Below are 18,114 nucleotides of genomic sequence, written 5' to 3'. Positions count from 1 at the left end.
ATCGACAATAGCTGCATTCCTGTCGTGGACAGCCGGCCGGTGCCTCGACGAAACATCCTGCCTCATAGCGTGCATTGTGGGATTGGAAAATCACTCGTTTGCGGCAACGCGTTCACGTTATGGTTTCGCAGCAGCTTATTCAAAGCAGGGATGGTGCTGTCGTTGATTTCTTTCCAACGCGTGAGATCCTTCCTTAAAGCTTCGCATTGCTGTTGTGCGGCAGCTGTGATTGCATTGGAGGGTGCTGCATCGCCGCTGCCTGCCATGGTTAGGAGCCTGGCTAGATCGCGGTTCACGAGCCCAAGGCCAGGCTCAGCAGAGGTGCCGCCCTCCAGCTTTTCCAAGTCAGTATCGAGGGCCTTTACTGCCGTTAGAGCGTCGCTGCTAGTTGAATCGGTGCTGAGGGCCTTCTGCCGATCGGTGAGCATAGACTGCAATTGAGAAACTTGGTTGTGAGCGGCATAGCTGAGGGACATCCACGAACTGATTGCCTTCTCCAGTTCCAACTGGTGGACGAGATCAGCCTGACCCGCGTGCGCACGCGGATCCAAGGTCACAATAAGAGGCTGGTTATACGTTTTTCCGTCCACGGTCAGCGCGATCTGGTATTCACCGGGAACAACCAGCGGTCCGGGCGGTTGGATTCGAGGGGTCTGCCCGGGAATGGCATGTTCAGCCAGCGTGTATTCAACGTAATCGAGTCGGCCACCAAAATAGCCATAGGGAAGCGTCTGCGGGGCGTCATAGCGCAGGTCCCAAACAAAACGGTTGTGCCCGGCGTTCTTTGTTAGCGTCGGCGGCGGCGCGAACCAATAGTCGGGAACGTTAGGAAAGCCAACCGGAGCAGGCTGAGGAGCGCTGCTGAACTGGCGCATCAATGTTTTCTGCTGATCGTAGATGGCTAACGTGATCTGACTTGAGGGCTGCGCTTTTAAAAAGTAGTCAAAGATGGCGCCGTCGGGCGGATTCTGGCCGGCTGGGGTTTCCGCGGGAAGGGGAGTGTCCTGGTTCACGTCCCAGCGCACGCGAATTGCATTGGCCGGCCGGAAGAAGTGCACGTCAGGCTTCGCCCCTGGATCCATCTGCCGCAGCGGAGTCAGATCATCCAGGATCCACAGCCCGCGACCAAATGTCGCCGCGGCCAAGTCATCCTTATGTACGACCAGATCGCGCACCGACGTCGTAGGAAGATTGAGTTGCAATGGCTGCCAGTGGTCGCCGTCATCAAAGGAAACGGATACTCCGTCCTCTGTGCCAGCGTATAGCAGGCCTTTTCGGACCGGATCCTCGCGCACAACGCGTACCACTGAACTCTCCGGCAAACCGGCCACAATCTTTTGCCAGCTTCGGCCGTAGTCGTGGGTGCGATATGCGTATGGGCGGGAGTCATGGAAACCATTCACCACTGCATAAGCTGCGCCTCGGTCATGATGCGAAGCCTCAATCATCACGAACGTGCTCTGAGGCGTTACTCCGGTCGGTGAAACGTTGCTCCAGGTCTTACCACCATTTTGGGTTAGCTGAACCAGTCCATCGTCAGTGGCGACCCAGATTTGGCCCGGCTGCAGGGGGGAAGGCGAAAGCGTGGAGATCGCATGTTTCGATGCGGTAAAGCTCTGGACTTTTTCCGTTTCCTTCGCGGCCCCGCGGCTCAGGTCCGGGCTGATCGCCTGCCAGGTCATCCCGTTGTCAGTGGTTTTTAAAAGAGACTGCGTGCCCAGATAGAGCATACGCGGATCCTGCGGAGAGAAAGCCATGGGCATGACCATCGAGGCGCGATCCTTGCTGCCCAGCACGAAAACGTGCACCACTTGCCCAGTGGTTTTGTCGAATCTGATTACGGTGTTGTACCAGCCAGCGGCATACACAACATTGCTATTAGCGGGGTCGGCGACGATGGAGCCGATTTCGAATCCGCCGGGCGAAAACCAGTCGCGATAGGTGATCTCGCCGTAGTCGCCGCGGCTGGGAACCGCGACCGTGCCGCTGTCCTGCTGTGCCGCGTAAAGGTGATAAGGAAACTGGTTGTCGGCGGAGACGTTGTACAACTGCCCAGTGGCCTGGTTGTACCAGGAACTCCAACTTTCGCCACCATTCACGCTGACGATCGCCCCCTGATCTACACCCGCAATCATCTGCCGGGAATCATCAGGATTGATCCACAGGACGTGGAAGTCATCCCCGCTCGGAGCACCGGCGAAGGCGTCGAAAGTTTTCCCGCCATCTACAGAGCGGTAGAGTGATGTCTGGGCCAGGTAGACAATATCGGCGTTTTTCGGATCCACAAAAACCCGGCTGAAATAAGAGCTGCCGACGATCCGCGGATCCGTCGTAATCCGCTGCCAATTCGCTCCCGCGTCATCGGAACGCAGGAGACCCTCGCTGACGATGGCGTAGACGCGCCGGCCCTGAGTGCCGGGAGCAACCGCAACTCCAATACGCCCAACGCTCCCCGAGGGCCAGCCCTTACCTTGGGCAAGTTCCCAGGAGGAACCTTCGTCGGTTGAGCGATATAGCCAGCCATCCGGTTTGGGTGAAGTAGGTTGGTCGAAGGAATCAGGATTGCGATGGCATAGCGCGGCAAAAACCTCGGCGGGATTATCAGGATTGAAACTGAGGTCAATGCCTCCAGTGGCTTCTTCCCTGGACAGCACTTTACGCCAGGTCTTGCCGGCGTCGGTGGTTTTGAAGATACCTCCCATTGGATTCGGAGGGTAGTCGCCGCCTGCCGCGACCAAGACAATATCGGGATTATGCGGATCCACCACAATTGCGTCGATGTAGCGCATGTCGCCAAGACCGATCTTTGTCCAGGTGACACCGGCGTCGGCGGACCTGTACATCCCCTTGCCGCGTATCTGCTCGCCGGTGCCTACATAAATAATGTTCGGATTAGAAGCGGCCACGGCCAACGCGCCTACAGACGAATCGTGCTCCTCATCGAAGATGGGCTTCCAAACTTGCCCGCCGTCGTTGGTCTTCCAAACTCCGCCTCCGGGCGTCCCCATGTAATAGATAGTGGGTTGGCCCGCGATGCCGGCGACGGCGGTGACTCGCCCGGCGCGAAACGGGCCAACCAGCCGCCAGCGCATGGCAGCGTAGCTGTCTGAAGTGATTGATTGGGCCGCGCCTGTAGCAGTAAGGAGCAGAACGAAGGCGAAGTGTGCCACCAGGCGGAAAAGTGCGACGGGCGTGCGCTGGTCGTGTGTCATTTTATTTGGTTCAGGGTTCGGTCTTCCAGAAATCTATGCCGACTGCTTGTTCAGGCACGTCAACTGTGGCGACCGTCTTCAACGATTGCAGGTCAATCACCTCGACCGTGCCCGGTTCCGAACCGATTCCTTCCACGGCGACGAATGCATACAGGTTATCGGGACTGACTACGACGCCATCGGGAACTTTGCGCTTGGTAGGAATACGCGCAAGTTCGCGCCCGGTTTTCAGGTCGAAGACGGAGACCGATTGGCCGCGCTTGTTGGTGGCGATCAGCTTACCGTCTTTAGAGACCGCGAGATTATAAACTCCGGGACCGGCCGGTATGTGGCGGCTGACCTTCCAATCTTTTACGTCCACCTCGATGATGTCGTCCGCCTTGTTGCAAGCAACATAGACCGAATCTCCATCTGCCGAAGGCTGCGCCCAGGTGGGGCTGCAGGTGACGGCGGACATATGCGCGTGTTCGGCTGCCGGTGGTGCGCCCATCACGCCGGCTTCTTTTCCCTTGGTGAGCGTGAAGTAGCGGGAGACGCGGAATTTTCCGGTGTCGATTTCCACCAGCATGTCGTCCATCATGCAGCCAGAGTACTGTTTTGTGCCCTGAGGATTGATGCGCGAGCCATGCGGCATCACGCAAGTCTTGATACGAGCGGCTTCAAGCATCTCATCGGTGGCAACAACCGAGACGGAGGAAGGAACCATGTCGCCGTGCAGGTTGAAATTGACGGCGTAGATGAAGTTGCCGTCGGGCGTGACGTCAACAGTGGCAGGAAAAAAGCCGAGGGTGACCTGCCCGACTACTGCGTCGTCCTTCGTGCGGTATTTCAGCGCCAGGCCGTAGGGCCGCCCGTGGCCGATGGTCACGTAATAGAACTGCTTGTCTGGAGACATAATGATTCCATGCGGACCATTGATGTCGCCGGTGGGCAGCAGCCCGGTGTGGATCTGATGGTCAACCTTTGCCCCGTCGGGACCAAACCGAACCGAGACAATTTTGTCCCCGCTCTCACAAACCAGATAAACAAAATACTGCTTTGCTGGAGCATTAGCTGCCGCCACCACATCGGCCAGCAGCAGTACTTGCGCCAGCAAAGCCCAGAACGTCAGCCTGGACATAACTCGACTCACGGAAGCGGCGGCGCCGTCGTGGAACCTTTGAATTTCGGTGCTCCCAGCTTGGTGATCCATAGGCCCGAGTTAATGTCGTTGAAGAAGATCAGCCCATTGTGCGGTTGCGCGCCCCACGCGAACGGCAGATTCGCGCGATAGCCGTCAGGATCGCCCGTCCACAGGCGAGTAATCTCGCGGCCCTGACGATATAGGTCGCCTCTAAGTTCGCCGGAGACATCGAGCACCCTGCCGCCGCCGTTGTAGAACCCCATGTAAAGAATGTCGTTATCCACCCAGATATTGTGAGAGCCGGCCTCGGGCACGGCGTATTCAGCAACCTTGCGAGGATGCTCAATGTCAGAGACGTCTACAACGTGCGCAATACCGCGGACCGGAATCCGCGTTTTGGCGTGCAGGTCGAATTCAGCAGGGAAGACTTCATCGCCTACAAAAACATAGTTCTTGTAACGGAACACAGCGTGGGCTCCCGCCAACCATCCGTTTCCGTACAGTTCGTTGTGATTGAAACGAAGCTGGCTTACGAACTGGGGATGTTCTGGACTGCCCTTCTTGATGCCGTTGCCGACGTCGAGAATAACCAGCCCGTCTCGCCAGTATGCGAGGTAGGCCAGACCGTCAACCACCTGCAAATCGTGCACGTAACGCCCCGCGGAGGTTGGACCAAAGGGACCCTCGATAGTCTTGGCCAGGGGAGTGTCGACCTGCCAGCGCGCGACTTCCTTGGGCGCCTTCGGGTCCGCGAAATCAATGATGCGCAGCGATCCGGTTGCATCATCTGTGACGTAAGCATAGTGCTTGTTGAGAAAGGCGCTGTGCACGCCACCAGTTACCGTGGCCGTGTAGTCAGAGATCATCTTTACATGGCTGGGATCGGAGGTGTCGAGAAAGACGATTCCGTTCTTGCGAGTGGATGCGCCTTCGCGGGTAATCACTCCAATTTTTCCGTCGGGCGTGGTGCTGACGTCGTTGATCAGTCGAGCGTCTACGGTAACCGTGTCCACCAGCTTTGGCGTCGTCGGGTCGGAGATGTCATAAACCCACACCTTGTCGGCCACGGAGGAAAGGTAGGCGTTGTTGCCGATGATCCACTCCTCAGCCGTTTGCGTATCCTTTGGTTGCACGTGCGCGACTACCTCAATGGCGCGCTCGACATTGCGAGGGGCGACCGCAACAGAAGTTGTGGCCTCGCGCGCGCCGCTGCTGGCTTTGACAATGTAAGTACCCGGTTCTTCCGCCACAAATGCGCCATCGGGATAGATGGCAGCGCCATTGCCCAACACTTCCCAGCGCACGGATGCATCTTTGACATTTCCGCCGTGCTGGTCCTTTGCGGCAGCCGTGAAGTGAACGACATCTCCCGTGCGGGCTTGGGCAGTCTTGGGTTCTACCGCCAGCGTGGCCACAGGGTTACTCAGGACCTGAACAGCGACATTCCCGCTGGCTTTTCCGGAAGTCGCGCGCAACTTTGCCTGACCCGGCCGCAACCCGGTGACTACCCCGGCAGCATCTACGCTCGCCACTGACGGAGTGTCCGAAGCCCAGGTAATCTTGGCGTTTGCCTGCGGGTCCCCTTGCGCGTTCCGCGCCGTAGCGGACAAAACTTGCGAAGCACCCACGACTAAGGCCCGCGGCTTCGCAATATCAATACGCGCTACGGGTGCCGGTAATACGGTGATCTTCGCATATCCAGTCTTGCCCCCAATAACGGCGCCGACGCGCACCTCGCCTGGTTGGTAGAGGGTCACTGTGCCGTTCTCCACTCCCGCCAAATCAAACGGAGCGGCAAACCACAGCGACGGAGTCCCGGGTACAACCTGGCCCGAGGCATCCTTGCCAACGGCAGTGAACTTTACCTGCTGTCCAACCTCGGCCTTCGCTTCAGGAGGACTGACCTCGACCACCTTAGGCGCGACGGAGCCTTCCGGTGGCGCTGAGGGCGCCCCCTGCTGCTGCGCAGCCACGATTCCTATCAGCACGATAATTGTGGCTGCACTCAACGTTGCTTCTCGACAGGCATTCTTCATTAGTTTCTCCACACAATCTCACGACCCATTGTTTAGGGTGTGAATTTTGGTCGCTGGCCAGCATTGGCAACTTGTACGCTGGTCAAAAAAAGCAGCCGCACGATCTTTTCCATTTTCGGATAATTGATCCGCTCCCATGTGTCGTTCTCGGTGTGATAATCGGGATGCTCGCCGGTGTTGAACAAGACCATGGGAATCGATTTCTCGGCGAACCCGAAGTGATCGCTGCGGGCAAACCACGCTTCCGGGTCGTCGGTGTCAGTCTTGTAATCCAGTTTCAATCCCACTTGCTGGTTGCTGGCCTCAATCATTCGGCGCAGGTCGGGATTATAGAGAGTTCCCACAATATTCACTGCGTTGCGATTTTGATTGGCGGTGGTATGCCAGGTCGCGCTCTCTTCATCGCGGCCGATCATGTCCATGTTTAAATTGGCAACCGTTTTGTCCAGCGGTACTATCGGATGGTCAACATAGTAAAACGACCCCAGCAGCCCGCGTTCTTCGGCGTCGAAGACGATGAACAAAATACTGCGCTTTGGATTTACTTTCCCGCGCACATACGCCTCAGCGCTTGCTAAAACGCCGATCGTGCCGGAGGCATTATCGTCCGCGCCAGGATAGATTCGGGTTCCCAACATCCCACCGTGATCGTAATGTCCGGTTATGGTCACGACCTCCTCTTTCAATTTCGGATCTGTGCCCCGCAGCAGGCCCAGAACGTTCTTCACGTGCACGATCTCGCGGTTGCTGAAGCTCTTGGCCATTCTGACCGTCAAGTTGGGAATGGGCATGGAGCGCGGCTGGAAAGTACGGTCGATCTCTTTTTGCAGGTCCTCAATCTTCTTTCCCGTGCCCGCAAGCATCTGGTTGGCGACCTCAGGTGTGACTGTGAATGCGGGAAGGTCCCACAATCCCGTGAGCAGGCTTTGGCCGTACCTGGGACCGGGCTGCATGTAATCCGCAGGTGCGCTGGGGATTCTCTCTGGCCGCCGTTCTTTATCCATGTCCACTATCAGGATCCCGGCAGCTCCGGCTTTGCGGAGTTGCTCAACCTTGTACCAGACGTAGGAGTGAAATGTGTCCCACTTGCCCTTGAAGCGCGAATTTGGATCGGACGCCTGCGGTTCACGCGCCATGACGAGCGCAATTTTCCCTTGTAGGTTCGCGTTCTTCAGGTCGCTGTAGCCGTACTCGGGAGCATCCACACCGTAGCCCGCAAACACAACTGGTGCTGTTATGTCCTCGGGATTGTTGGTCTCAGCCATCCATTGCATGTTGAAATCGTGTCCATACATGAATGTCTTTTCTGATCCGGGCCGTTTGATTTGCAGGACGGTATTCGCCGGATCTACGGTGGCGCGCACCGTTTCGAAGTTCTGGAAGTAGGTCCCATCATCGCCCACGGGCGCCAGGCCCAATCGCATAAATTCCGAGGCGATGTAATCCGCAGCTATCCGTCCTTCGCGGCTGCCGGCATTTCTTCCTTGCATCTCATTCGACGCCAGGAAATACATTTGCGCCTTCATGGCATCGGCGCGAACGAAGTCAACCGCTTCCTGCGCGACTGCCGACGTTACCAGAAGCAGAATTGCTGCTAAAGTCGTCCTCATTTGTCCCCCGCTTGCTTTTTCACTGCTGCGCCGGTGCGCTACCCTGAACCCCAAGATTGAAGTGCTGTGAGAACCAGGCGACACTACGATCCAAGAAGTCCACGATGTGCTTTGGCTCCTGTAAGCCGTGGCCTTCGCGGGGATAACGCACCATGATCGTCTCCACCCCTACATCTTTGAGCCCGATGTAGTACTGCTCTGCCTCGGCGATGGGAACATCATTGTCGTTTTCCCCGTGTACCAACATAGTCGGCGTGCGCACGCGCGCGACATACCTCAAGGCCGAGCGTTCCCACAACTTATCCATCAGATTTTCCTGGTGGGGATAGACGCCGAACTCTACTGCGAGATAATCGTGATAGTAAGCCATGTAGTTGAAGCTGACCAGGTTCGAAATCCCCGCGGTGGGAATTGCAGCCTTGAAAATTGAGGTTTGGGTGATGACCCAGTCGGTCAACTGGCCGCCGTAGCTTACGCCGCCTATCCCGAGGCGGTCGGGGTCAATCCAACCGTAGTCGCCTAGTGCCGCTTGAACGCCATAGATCACGTCTCTGGCCTCGCCACCGTCCTGATCGCCAAAAATTGCGTCCGCAAACTGTTGCCCATAACCCGTTGAACCACGATAATTCACCATCAATGTCGCCCAACCCTGGGCCGCATAAATCTGAGCCTGAAAGCTGAACTCCGGTCCCTGCTGCCCGTGGGGCCCTCCGTGGATCTCAACTACCAGCGGGTGTTTCGAGCTGGAGTCGAGGCCAAGCGGCTTGGTCAGAAATGCCTCCACGGGGCGGCCGTCAAAACTCTGAAATGTAAATGCCTCCACCGGCGCAAAGTCCTTGCCGGCGATCAGCGTGGAGTTGAGGTTGGTGAGCTGCTCGGACTTGTTTCCGGATTTCAAAAAGGCTTCACCCAGGTCGTGTTCACCGTAGAACGCATATGCGATAGGCCCGCGGGTCGAAGCCGACCAAGCGGCCACGTTACCGCGACCGCCAATCGTCATTGCTGCTTGTCCTCCCGCCAGCGGAATCTGGTACAGGTGGACGCTGCCACCCTCTTCCACTGTCGTGTACACGCTTTTGTTGTCTGGTGACCAGGCAACTGAATCCTGGCGATTATTAACTGCCGCACCGAGTTCGCGGCGGTTAGTTCCGTCAGCGTTCATCACCCATACATGGGTGTCTTCCATAGTTGTTTCGGACGAGGTTAAGGAACGCTTTGTTCCCAGATATGCAATGAGCCTTCCGTCTGGAGACCAGTGCGGTATGTATTCGACTGTGCTTGTGTTGGTGATTTGTCGCACGGTCCCGGTGGTTGCGTTCAGGGCAAAAATGTCGTAGTTGAACACGCGATCGGGATCTTTCGCATGGTTGCTGACAAAAAGAATCTCATCGGAAATCGGAGACCAACTGATCGAATGCTCGTAGGTTTTACCAGTTGTGAGCTGGCGCATTTGTTTGGAGTTAATATCAACAACGAAAACATGAAGGCGGCGGTTGTCGTTGAAGCGGGTCAGGCCTTCCAGCCAATTCGGTTTGTAGAGGTAACGTGTAATCACAATCGGATCGCCGCCAGCATCGGCCGTTTCTGGGCCTGGCGTTGCGGAGATAAAAGCGATCCTTTTGCTGTCCGGAGACCAGCTAATCATGTCTCCGATAAATGGCAGTGGCGAATTAGTGTCCAGGACTTGTGAAAGGAACTGTTGTTGCCCTCCGTCACGATTCGAAACAAAGACGCCTCTCTTATCGCCCTCGTTGGCCAGGTACGCCAGCGAAGACCCGTCGGGCGACCAGTGAGGATCACTGGAGATGCCGTCCGCAGCACCCACTCGAACTGACTTCCGATTAGCCAGTTGCATGATCCAGACCTGCGTATACGGTCGACCTGGCCGGTCATAACTCTCCACGGAATACGCCAGGCGGTCACCATCGGGCGACAACCGGACATCAACCACCGAGTGAAATTTATATAAATCAGTGCTGCGGAGAGGATTGATGTCTGCACCTTCCGCATTTATTCCGAGTAGAACGGCGACCAGCACACCCGCTGGCTGCCAGCTACGCTTCATCAACTGATTTGCCATGGATTAGTGAGCGCTGCCCACCAGTGCTTCGACCTCCTTCATCTCCTTCGGCACTCCCGATGAGAGGATTTCTGGGCCGTTCTCGGTCACCAGAATCGTGTCCTCGACCCGAAAATGCATCTGCTTATCCGGAAATTCAATGATGGGCTCCACGGTAACAACCTGTCCCACCTTTACCGGGCCTTTGGGCAGTAATACGTCATGGGTCGCCAGACCTACAAAATGTCCCGGAAACGGGTAGGTGCTGTCCCATTGCTTTCCAATACCGTTCCGTTCGTAGACCGCTTTGCCCGCCTCCACTGCCTCCTCATAGGTGTGACCTGGCCGGAGCAGATTGATGCACGCCTTCTGCGCCTCCAGGTCAACTGCGTACCATTTAGCCTCCTCAGGAGTGAACTTGCCACTGATGTTGAAGGTACGAGTTATGTCCATGGTCTGATGGTGGAGAGATGCTGCGTAGTCGAATACTACGAGCTGATTAGGTTCAATCCGGTTTCGATTAGAGAAGTAATGCCAAGTGTTGATGTCTTTGCCGGAGCCCACAATTGCCGGATACGCAACCCCTTGTGCGCCACTATTCATGAAGTGATACGTTGCGAGCGCCTCGATCTGATACTGGTACATGCCGGGACGAGCATGCGCGATCGTATCCCGCATGCCTTCGGCGCTGAGCGTGCCGTTACGTTTAAGCACCGCTATCTCGGATGGACGCTTGATGTTGCGCATGCTGTCAACCACCCCAGTGAGGTCGCGGACATGGGCCATCGGATAACGCTTTGCGAGCAGTTGCCCGGGGGCAAGATCGAGGGGCAGCGCGGCGCTGTAGTAAGGATGAGCAAAGAGCCAGGCATGGTCGCGCGCGACTTCCATGCGCGCGCCGTCGGCTTTGTCTGGAAACCCAAGTCGTGTCCACAGGTCGGTGCTAGGGTCGAACCCCGTCAATTCGGACAACTTCAGATCGAAATCCTGAAGCGGCAGTACGGTCTTATATCCGAGGGCTTCTCGTGCAGCCGCTGGTAAAGCCAGCAGGTTCGAGCCGTAAACCATTGCGGTCTGCTTGTCCTGTATCGGCTCAAAAATAATTGCGTTCTCTTTGGCTACATCCAGCAGCATGATGGCGCCGGGATCGGCAATTCCCGTGAAGTAATAGAAATCGTTGTCCTCACGATAATGGGTTGCTTCTGGGATGACGTCGCGCGCGAATAGAACTGCATAGCCGGTTTTGAGCTGCTTGGCGAGGGCACTTCGACGCTGCGCGAATTCTTGAGCGCCGCCCAACTCATCAAACGCGGCGCGGTCGGTATATTGCGCCACGCTGATGGGGACCGCAAGGGACACCAAGGCCACATAAATCGCGGCGCGAACAATTACCCTCATCGTGATCGGTATCCGTGCACCCTCAGCTTTGTCCATCAGAATTGAACAACTCCTCAATGGTATTTGTGGAGCACCTAATGTCGCTGAGCGCCTGAAAAGCGAGAATCCTGCAAAATTCGGATTTCTATGTGTGGACTTTATCTAAGCCTACGTACGCAGTCCTTGGTAGATGAACCGACCTCCTAGCCTGTCTCTGTGCTGCTTTTAGCACTCACTAAGCGTCTGGAAATCTGCAGGGTTAGCCGTGTATCACAATGAAGGCTAACGGCTTGCTGCTTTAGGTTGACATCAGTAGTAACACTGGTCAGAATTAGCGGCCCGGTTTGCGCCTTCCCGGCTAGCGCGATCGCGGACTATAAAGTCCAAAGAGGGGACTCACTTGGGCACTGGTATTTATCACAAAACTGACTTTTCGGGGCCGCTCGTACTCACACCGTTCGGTCGGAAACGGACCGACGAAGCGCTGCGCGAACTGAGCCAGGCCTTAGTAGAGGGCTATTCGATGTCGCAGCTGCTGGACGAGGCTATCCGCCTTGTCTCCTTATCCGTGGACGCCCCACGCTGCGCCATCTTTCAATTGTCTAATCAGGGATTACTGTGTCGCGGTTCGTCATATGGATTGAACGATTGTGTCGTCGAGAATGTATTGCGCTTCTTCAATACAGACCTACGCAAGAGTGCTGTGCTTCGAACTGAAAGCCCGATCGTTTTGGACTGCGGCGGTGAGCCGGGATTGCCTGGGCTCTCCGTTTTTCCCGACGATGGCACACCGAAAGCCTTACTAGTGCCCATTGCCGCACCTTGCTGTCTATTTGGTATTGTGACCATTTTTGCCCCTGAATCACGCCAGTTCACAACCGATGAGACTTGTTTCTTACAGTCGTTGGCAGGCTTACTGGCCGTAGCTTGGGACCGTGACCGAACGGAGGAGGCGCTGCGAGAGGGCGAGCAGCGTTTTCGATTGATGGTGGAGGGCAGCGAGCAGGTTTTCTTTTACGCCCACGACAATAAATTCATCGTGCAATACGCCTCACCCTCTATGTTCAATGTCCTTGGCTACAGGCCGGAGGAGGTTGTAGGGCACCACGGTGCAGAATTTTTCGAAGAAGATCCGACTAATGAGACGGCGCTGGCGCTTACCCACGCCGCCCTACAAGACGGTGTTCGCCAACGGCCTTACATTACCGTTCTTCGCCACAAGGACGGGCGCCGTGTCCTGCTCGAAACCCTCGAAACCCCGATTGTGAAAGATGGCGTTATCGTAGGTATACAGGGATTCGCGCGCGACGTGACTGCGCGGGTCGACTCGGAGAGAAGCTTACTTGAGAGGACTGCGTACCTGAAAGCTCTTGTTGAACACAGTCCTCTGGGCATAGTGGTGCTCGATCCTGAACACCGCGTCAAGATGTGCAATCCTGCTTTTGAGTCGCTGTTCCAGCATCGCCAGGCGGAAATTGTAGGCACGAAACTGGATAACAAGATTTCGCCCGCGGGCATGGTCGCTGAGGCCACGAACGTCACGCAAAGAGCGATGTCAGGAGAGGCGGTTCATCGCTCGACACGGCGTAAGCGAAAAGATGGAACTCTCATTGATGTCGAGCTTCATGGTGTTCCACTGATTGTGGACGGCGAGCAAATCGGCGTTTTCGCCATCTACCAAGACATCACGGAGCGCAAGCATGCGGAAGAGTCGCTGCGCAATCTTTCGGCAAAATTGCTGCAACTGCAGGACGAGGAACGCCGGCGCATTGCACGAGAGCTTCACGACAGCACGGCGCAGATCCTCGCCGCTCTTACCATGAACTTGGGCGCGCTCAGCCAGGAAGCGGCCCGTAAGCTGGACAACTCGGCCAATCGAATCATTTCTGAGAGCCTGGGCCTGGCTGAACAATGTGCGCGCGAGGTTCGCACGCTATCCTATCTCCTCCATCCGCCATTGCTGGACGAATCTGGTTTGTCCGATGCAGTGCAGTGGTACGCGCAAGGATTTTCCCAGCGCAGCGGGATCGAAGTCTCCGTGGAGATTCCCTCCGGGTTGGGACGTCTTGCGCGAGAGCTGGAATTGGCCTTGTTTCGAATTGTCCAGGAGAGCCTGACCAACGTGCATCGCCACTCGGGTAGCACGCGGGCCAAGATCAGGATCCGGACGAGCAACAATCTTCTTACATTGGAGGTTATTGACAACGGTCGAGGATTATCCAGGAGTAAACTCAGTCCCGGCCGAGGCGGCTTAGGAGTTGGTCTCGCTGGTATGCGGGAACGAGCGCAGCAGCTCGGCGGTCATCTTGAACTTAGTTCGCGAAAGGGCACAACGGTGCGGGCGATATTACCGCTGAGGCCAACGGCATGAGCACACTTCGAATTTTAGTAGCGGATGATCACGATGTGGTACGTCGCGGCTTGAGATCTTTAATTGAGGGACAGCCCGGTTGGCACGTTGTCGGCGAGGCTGCCACAGGACGGCAGGCGGTTCGAGAAGCTAAACGTCTGCGGCCTGACATCGTGGTCCTCGATATTGGCATGCCGGAATTGAATGGTTTAGATGTTGCCCGGCAAATTCTTAAGGCGCTGCCCCGTACCGAGGTCCTCATTGTTACCATGCATGAAAGCGAACTACTCATCCGACAAGCCCTGGAGTCTGGGGCTCGTGGCTTTATTCTCAAAACCGAAGCCGCACGCCACTTCGTGAGCGCTGTTGAAGCGCTGGCGGCGGGAAAGCCATTTTTTACTTCTGGAGCTGCACAAGTCGTCCTACAAGGCTTCTTGAATGCCAATGTCCATGGAGCAAGCGGCCCCGACGGTTTCACTCGGCTGACCGACCGTGAAAGGGAGATCATTCAGCTTCTAGCCGAAGGCAAAAGCAATAAAGAAGTCTCAGGAGAATTGGGCATCAGTGTCCGTACCGCAGAGTGCCATCGCACTAACATCATGCGTAAGCTGTCGCTCCATTCCATGAGTGGCCTTATCCGTTACGCCATCCGAAATAACATCGTTCAGGTGTAGGCGAGGGGCTAGCACTAACATGGCTCCGCTGCTTCTTGGTCTACGTAGAATTTCATAGTTGTTCCTACGTAGAAGAGACAGCAAATATCCGGGGATTTCTGGATTCCCAATCTCGACATTTGCCGGTTGAATGAGGGTTTCCTTGCCCCAGGTGACACTTGTCCGTCATTACTGGATCGGTGTTCCCGTTACATGCTTGGACGAGGACGGAGGGTAACCATGGCGATCCGATTGGCAAAACTCGTTCTGGTAATTATTGCGGCGGCAAGTTGGGTCACCGTGGCAATGGCCCAAAGCGCCGCGACCGGTGCGCTCGCGGGCACAATAACCGACCAGTCTGGCGCTGTAATCCCACACGCAAGTGTGAAGGTCACGAATGCCGGGACGGGAATGACCCGCGCAGCGGACACGGATGCGGGCGGATTCTACAAAATCTTGTCACTCCCTCCTGGCAAATATTCCACCGTAGTGGCCGCCCCAGGTTTTAAGGCCGAAAACTTTCCCGATGTCACCATCAACGTGGCCGAAACTCGGACCCTGAACGTGAACATGCAGGTCGGTGTCTCGGGTGAGAGTGTGACCGTAGAAGGCGCTGCCGCTCAGGTCCAGACTGAGAGCGCGACCTTGGGCAGCGTGGTGGGGGAGCAAACGGTTAGAGGTCTTCCATTAACCACGCGGAATTACACGCAAATCCTGCACCTCGCGCCGGGTGTGGAAGCGGACCTCGCCAATGCCGGCGAAATTGGACGCAATACTCAGGACGTATATGTGAACGGCGCTCGTACGATTGACAACAATTTCCAGATGGACGGCGCTCAAGTCAACAACTTTGGCACCGGCCGAGCTGGCGATTGGCTCGGCTACACCGGAATCTCCATTCCCAATCCGGATGCGATTCAGGAATTCAAAATACAAACCAGCCAGTACGATGCGCAGTACGGTCGTGGCGTGGGAGCCAACGTCAATGTGGTCACCAAGTCAGGAACAAATCAGTTTCACGGTTCCTTGTTTGAGTTTTTGCGCAACGATGCGCTTGATGCTAACGATTTCTTCAGCAATCGAACCGGACAGAAAAAACCTATACTCCGCCAAAATCAATTTGGTGGCACCTTCGGCGGTCCGATCAAGAAAGAGAAATTGTTTTTCTTCGGTTCATACCAGGGAACGCGGCAGACAAATGGAGTAGGTTCGGGATCGCTGCGCAGCAGTTTCCTCCCCCCGATCACCGATGATCGCTCACAGCAGGCGTTAGGAAGGCAGTTTTGTGGGCAGAGTGGGGCTGGCGGTGGAGTCGCAGTGGCCTGCGATGGGTCAAATATTAATCCCGTCGCCCTGTCCCTGCTAACCGCAAAGCTGCCCAATGGAACGTTTTTTATCCCCACGCCGCAGACGATTCAATCCAACGGCCTCGGGTTCTCGGTTTTTTCCGTGCCCTCGACGTTTTCGGAGAACCAGTACTTGGGCAATGTGGACTACGTAGTCACCAAGAACAACACCCTGAGCGGCCGATACTTTCAATCCAGCGATCCCCAGATTCTTAGCTTCACCGGGGCCTCGACACTGCCCGGCACAGGCGCGAGTTCTGATTTTAAAAACTACAACTTTGTTCTTAAGCTGACCTCAATACCGAAAGCGTCGCTGATTAACGAGTTGATGTTCAGCTTCAAGCGAAATTACGGTCTACTGGCCACACTCACTCCAATTCGCGCCACCGATATTGGTATGACGCCGAATGACGGCAATCCTGTGATTCCGCTGATCTCGGTCGAAGGGTTGTTCAATACAGGCGGCGATTGGAACGACAACTTCCTCACTGCGGTCACCGCGTTCACTTACGGAGACCATCTGTCGCTCACCAAAGGGCATCACACGGTCCGCCTCGGCTTCGACCTTGAACAGACCATGGACAACTTCGATCTGACGGGGCCCAAACGTGGCAGTCTTGACTTCCTGAGCTTCCCAGACTTTCTGCTCGGCATGAGTGCGGCACAGAACGGCTCGCAGCTGAGCAATATCCATTCCGTGTCTGCGCTTTCCGGGCTCAGTGATCGGCAGCTGCGCGTCAAGGATTATGCAATTTTTGCTCAGGACGATTTCAAGGTGCACCCGCGATTTACGCTCAACGTTGGAGTGCGTTGGGATCTGTACGGGCCGACAATGGAAAAGCGCGGAAGAATGTCCAATTTTTGGCCCTCACGAGCCAATAACAATGACGTCAATGGAGCGGGTACACTCAGCGGCTACGTAGTTGCGGATAATTTTCCCAATCCCATTCCCCCCGGCGTGACCAAGACCGGTAACAACGGTCCTTATGACGCCTATTATCGGCTCGACAACATCGGCCCGCGGATAGGGTTCTCCTGGCAGCCTCTGGCACGAACTTCGCGCGTTGTGGTGCGCGGCGGATACGGAATGTTCTACTCGCGGACTTCAGGGAACGATATCCTGCAGTTGGATACTCTGCCGCCTTACAGCATCCGCGAGGATCTGATCGGAACCACTGCCGCGAAGGCAACTTTTCAGGTTCCCTTCAACCCGGCACTGCCGCCCCCCTCAGCATTTCCTATCTTTGTGCCACGTTCTTTGAGCACCGGACTTGCGCCTGAGTTTCTTGCTCAGGACTGGAACTCACCGCGAACTCAGCAATTTAGTCTGAACGTCCAGACTGAATTTCTTAAGAACTGGCTGCTCGAGGTCGGCTATGTGGGGGCCCACGGTACTCGACTGCTGGAGTCGCGCAACATTAACCAGCCGTTCCTGGCCAGCCCGCAGAACCCTATCAACGGCCAAACTACTAATACATTGGCCAACGTACCTTTGCGGGTTCCTATCCTCGGCTTCGGGCCCAGTGTTTTCTTCTTCGAAACTAACGGAAACTACCGGCACGATTCTTTTCAGAGCACGGTTACCAAGCGCTTCAGTAAGGGATTCCAGTTCCAGGCGGCGTACACCTGGGGCAAAACCATGGACGACGTCGGCAACAGCCTTGCACAGAACTCAGTCTGGGGCGGCTTCTTCACCGCGGATGCTCATGGAGACCGCCGGAAGGCTTGGGCGCCAGCGGATTTCGATCGAACCCATCGCCTGGTGTTCAATTACCTTTATGAATTTCCTAAGTTTCATGCAGACTCTGGAATTGCCGGAAAGGTTTTAAGCGGGTGGGCGTTCTCCGGAGTGACTACGTTCCAATCAGGAGACCCGCTGACGGTGCAGGATATTCGAGCGGGAACTATCTTCGGCAGCTTCTTCTTCTCTGCCTTGGCCACGTTCTGTCCGGGTGCCAGCAATGCAAGCATTCCGACGCATGGCAGCGTGGGAGACCGCGTGGACAACTTCTTAAACGCATCCGCATTTTGCCCTCCTGTGCAGATTGGAGATGGTACCGGGTTCGGCAACGTACAGCGAGGATCGGTACGGGGCCCCGGTCAGACCAATTTCGATCTCGCTCTTAATAAATCAACGAAGGTCGGTTGGTGGACAGAGGGAGCTACTGTCCAATTCCGCGCCGAGTTCTTCAACGCATTCAATCACCCGCAATTCGCGGATCCAAACCTGCTGTTGCCCTTCCCGGGATTCGGCCAGATTACAAAGACGCGAATGTCGCCGAGAATCATTCAGTTCGCGTTGAAGTATAACTTCTAGCCGGACTCGGGCGCGTCGAGCACTTACTACC

9 protein-coding genes are annotated in these 18,114 nt (G+C 56.0%); 3 read left to right on the top strand and 6 right to left on the bottom strand.

Going from position 1 to position 18,114, the window contains the following annotated elements:
- Positions 1 to 62 precede the first annotated feature (62 nt).
- The 6 genes from VFA76_14610 to VFA76_14585 are packed head-to-tail and all read right to left on the bottom strand — an operon-like array spanning position 63 to position 11,474.
- On the bottom strand, positions 63 to 3,212 hold the full coding sequence (locus tag VFA76_14610) for a glycoside hydrolase (GenBank protein HZR33074.1): 3,150 nt from the start codon (positions 3,210 to 3,212) through the stop codon (positions 63 to 65).
- A gap of 10 nt (positions 3,213 to 3,222) precedes the next feature.
- On the bottom strand, positions 3,223 to 4,332 hold the full coding sequence (locus tag VFA76_14605; GenBank protein HZR33073.1) for a hypothetical protein: 1,110 nt from the start codon (positions 4,330 to 4,332) through the stop codon (positions 3,223 to 3,225).
- A gap of 8 nt (positions 4,333 to 4,340) precedes the next feature.
- Positions 4,341 to 6,371 (bottom strand): Ig-like domain-containing protein, encoded by a 2,031-nt coding sequence (locus VFA76_14600; protein HZR33072.1) that lies wholly within the window; start codon positions 6,369 to 6,371, stop codon positions 4,341 to 4,343.
- Between the two features lie 32 nt (positions 6,372 to 6,403).
- A complete protein-coding gene (locus VFA76_14595; GenBank protein ID HZR33071.1) occupies positions 6,404 to 7,981 on the bottom strand; it encodes a M28 family peptidase in 1,578 nt (525 codons plus the stop codon).
- A 19-nt stretch (positions 7,982 to 8,000) separates the two neighbouring features.
- Positions 8,001 to 10,046, bottom strand: a complete 2,046-nt coding sequence (locus VFA76_14590) for a S9 family peptidase (protein ID HZR33070.1) — start codon at positions 10,044 to 10,046, stop codon at positions 8,001 to 8,003.
- 18 nt (positions 10,047 to 10,064) lie between these two features.
- On the bottom strand, positions 10,065 to 11,474 hold the full coding sequence (locus VFA76_14585) for a Xaa-Pro peptidase family protein (protein ID HZR33069.1): 1,410 nt from the start codon (positions 11,472 to 11,474) through the stop codon (positions 10,065 to 10,067).
- Positions 11,475 to 11,817: 343 nt separating this feature from the next.
- On the opposite strand from VFA76_14585, the gene VFA76_14580 reads away from it, so the two are divergent.
- The 3 genes from VFA76_14580 (at position 11,818) to VFA76_14570 (ending at position 18,083) form a co-directional block, all read left to right on the top strand.
- The gene (locus tag VFA76_14580) at positions 11,818 to 13,788 is read left to right on the top strand and encodes a PAS domain S-box protein (GenBank protein HZR33068.1); all 1,971 of its coding nucleotides are present in this window, start codon (positions 11,818 to 11,820) and stop codon (positions 13,786 to 13,788) included.
- Entirely contained in the window at positions 13,785 to 14,441 is a 657-nt protein-coding gene (locus VFA76_14575) for a response regulator transcription factor (GenBank protein ID HZR33067.1), read from the top strand. The genes VFA76_14580 and VFA76_14575 overlap by 4 nt, the downstream gene beginning before the upstream one ends.
- Positions 14,442 to 14,660: 219 nt before the next feature.
- Entirely contained in the window at positions 14,661 to 18,083 is a 3,423-nt protein-coding gene (locus VFA76_14570; protein HZR33066.1) for a TonB-dependent receptor, read from the top strand.
- Positions 18,084 to 18,114 lie beyond the last annotated feature (31 nt).

It is taken from the genome of Terriglobales bacterium, from assembly GCA_035651655.1.
Taxonomy (GTDB): domain Bacteria; phylum Acidobacteriota; class Terriglobia; order Terriglobales; family Acidobacteriaceae; genus DASRFG01.
This window is presented reverse-complemented; position numbering and strand designations above follow the sequence as displayed.

Coding starts and splice junctions, on each gene's coding strand:
- VFA76_14610 (HZR33074.1), bottom strand. CDS start 3,212: ATGACACACGACCAGCGCACGCCCGTCGCACTTTTCCGCCTGGTGGCA.
- VFA76_14605 (HZR33073.1), bottom strand. CDS start 4,332: ATGTCCAGGCTGACGTTCTGGGCTTTGCTGGCGCAAGTACTGCTGCTG.
- VFA76_14600 (HZR33072.1), bottom strand. CDS start 6,371: ATGAAGAATGCCTGTCGAGAAGCAACGTTGAGTGCAGCCACAATTATC.
- VFA76_14595 (HZR33071.1), bottom strand. CDS start 7,981: ATGAGGACGACTTTAGCAGCAATTCTGCTTCTGGTAACGTCGGCAGTC.
- VFA76_14590 (HZR33070.1), bottom strand. CDS start 10,046: ATGAAGCGTAGCTGGCAGCCAGCGGGTGTGCTGGTCGCCGTTCTACTC.
- VFA76_14585 (HZR33069.1), bottom strand. CDS start 11,474: ATGGACAAAGCTGAGGGTGCACGGATACCGATCACGATGAGGGTAATT.
- VFA76_14575 (HZR33067.1), top strand. CDS start 13,785: ATGAGCACACTTCGAATTTTAGTAGCGGATGATCACGATGTGGTACGT.
- VFA76_14570 (HZR33066.1), top strand. CDS start 14,661: ATGGCGATCCGATTGGCAAAACTCGTTCTGGTAATTATTGCGGCGGCA.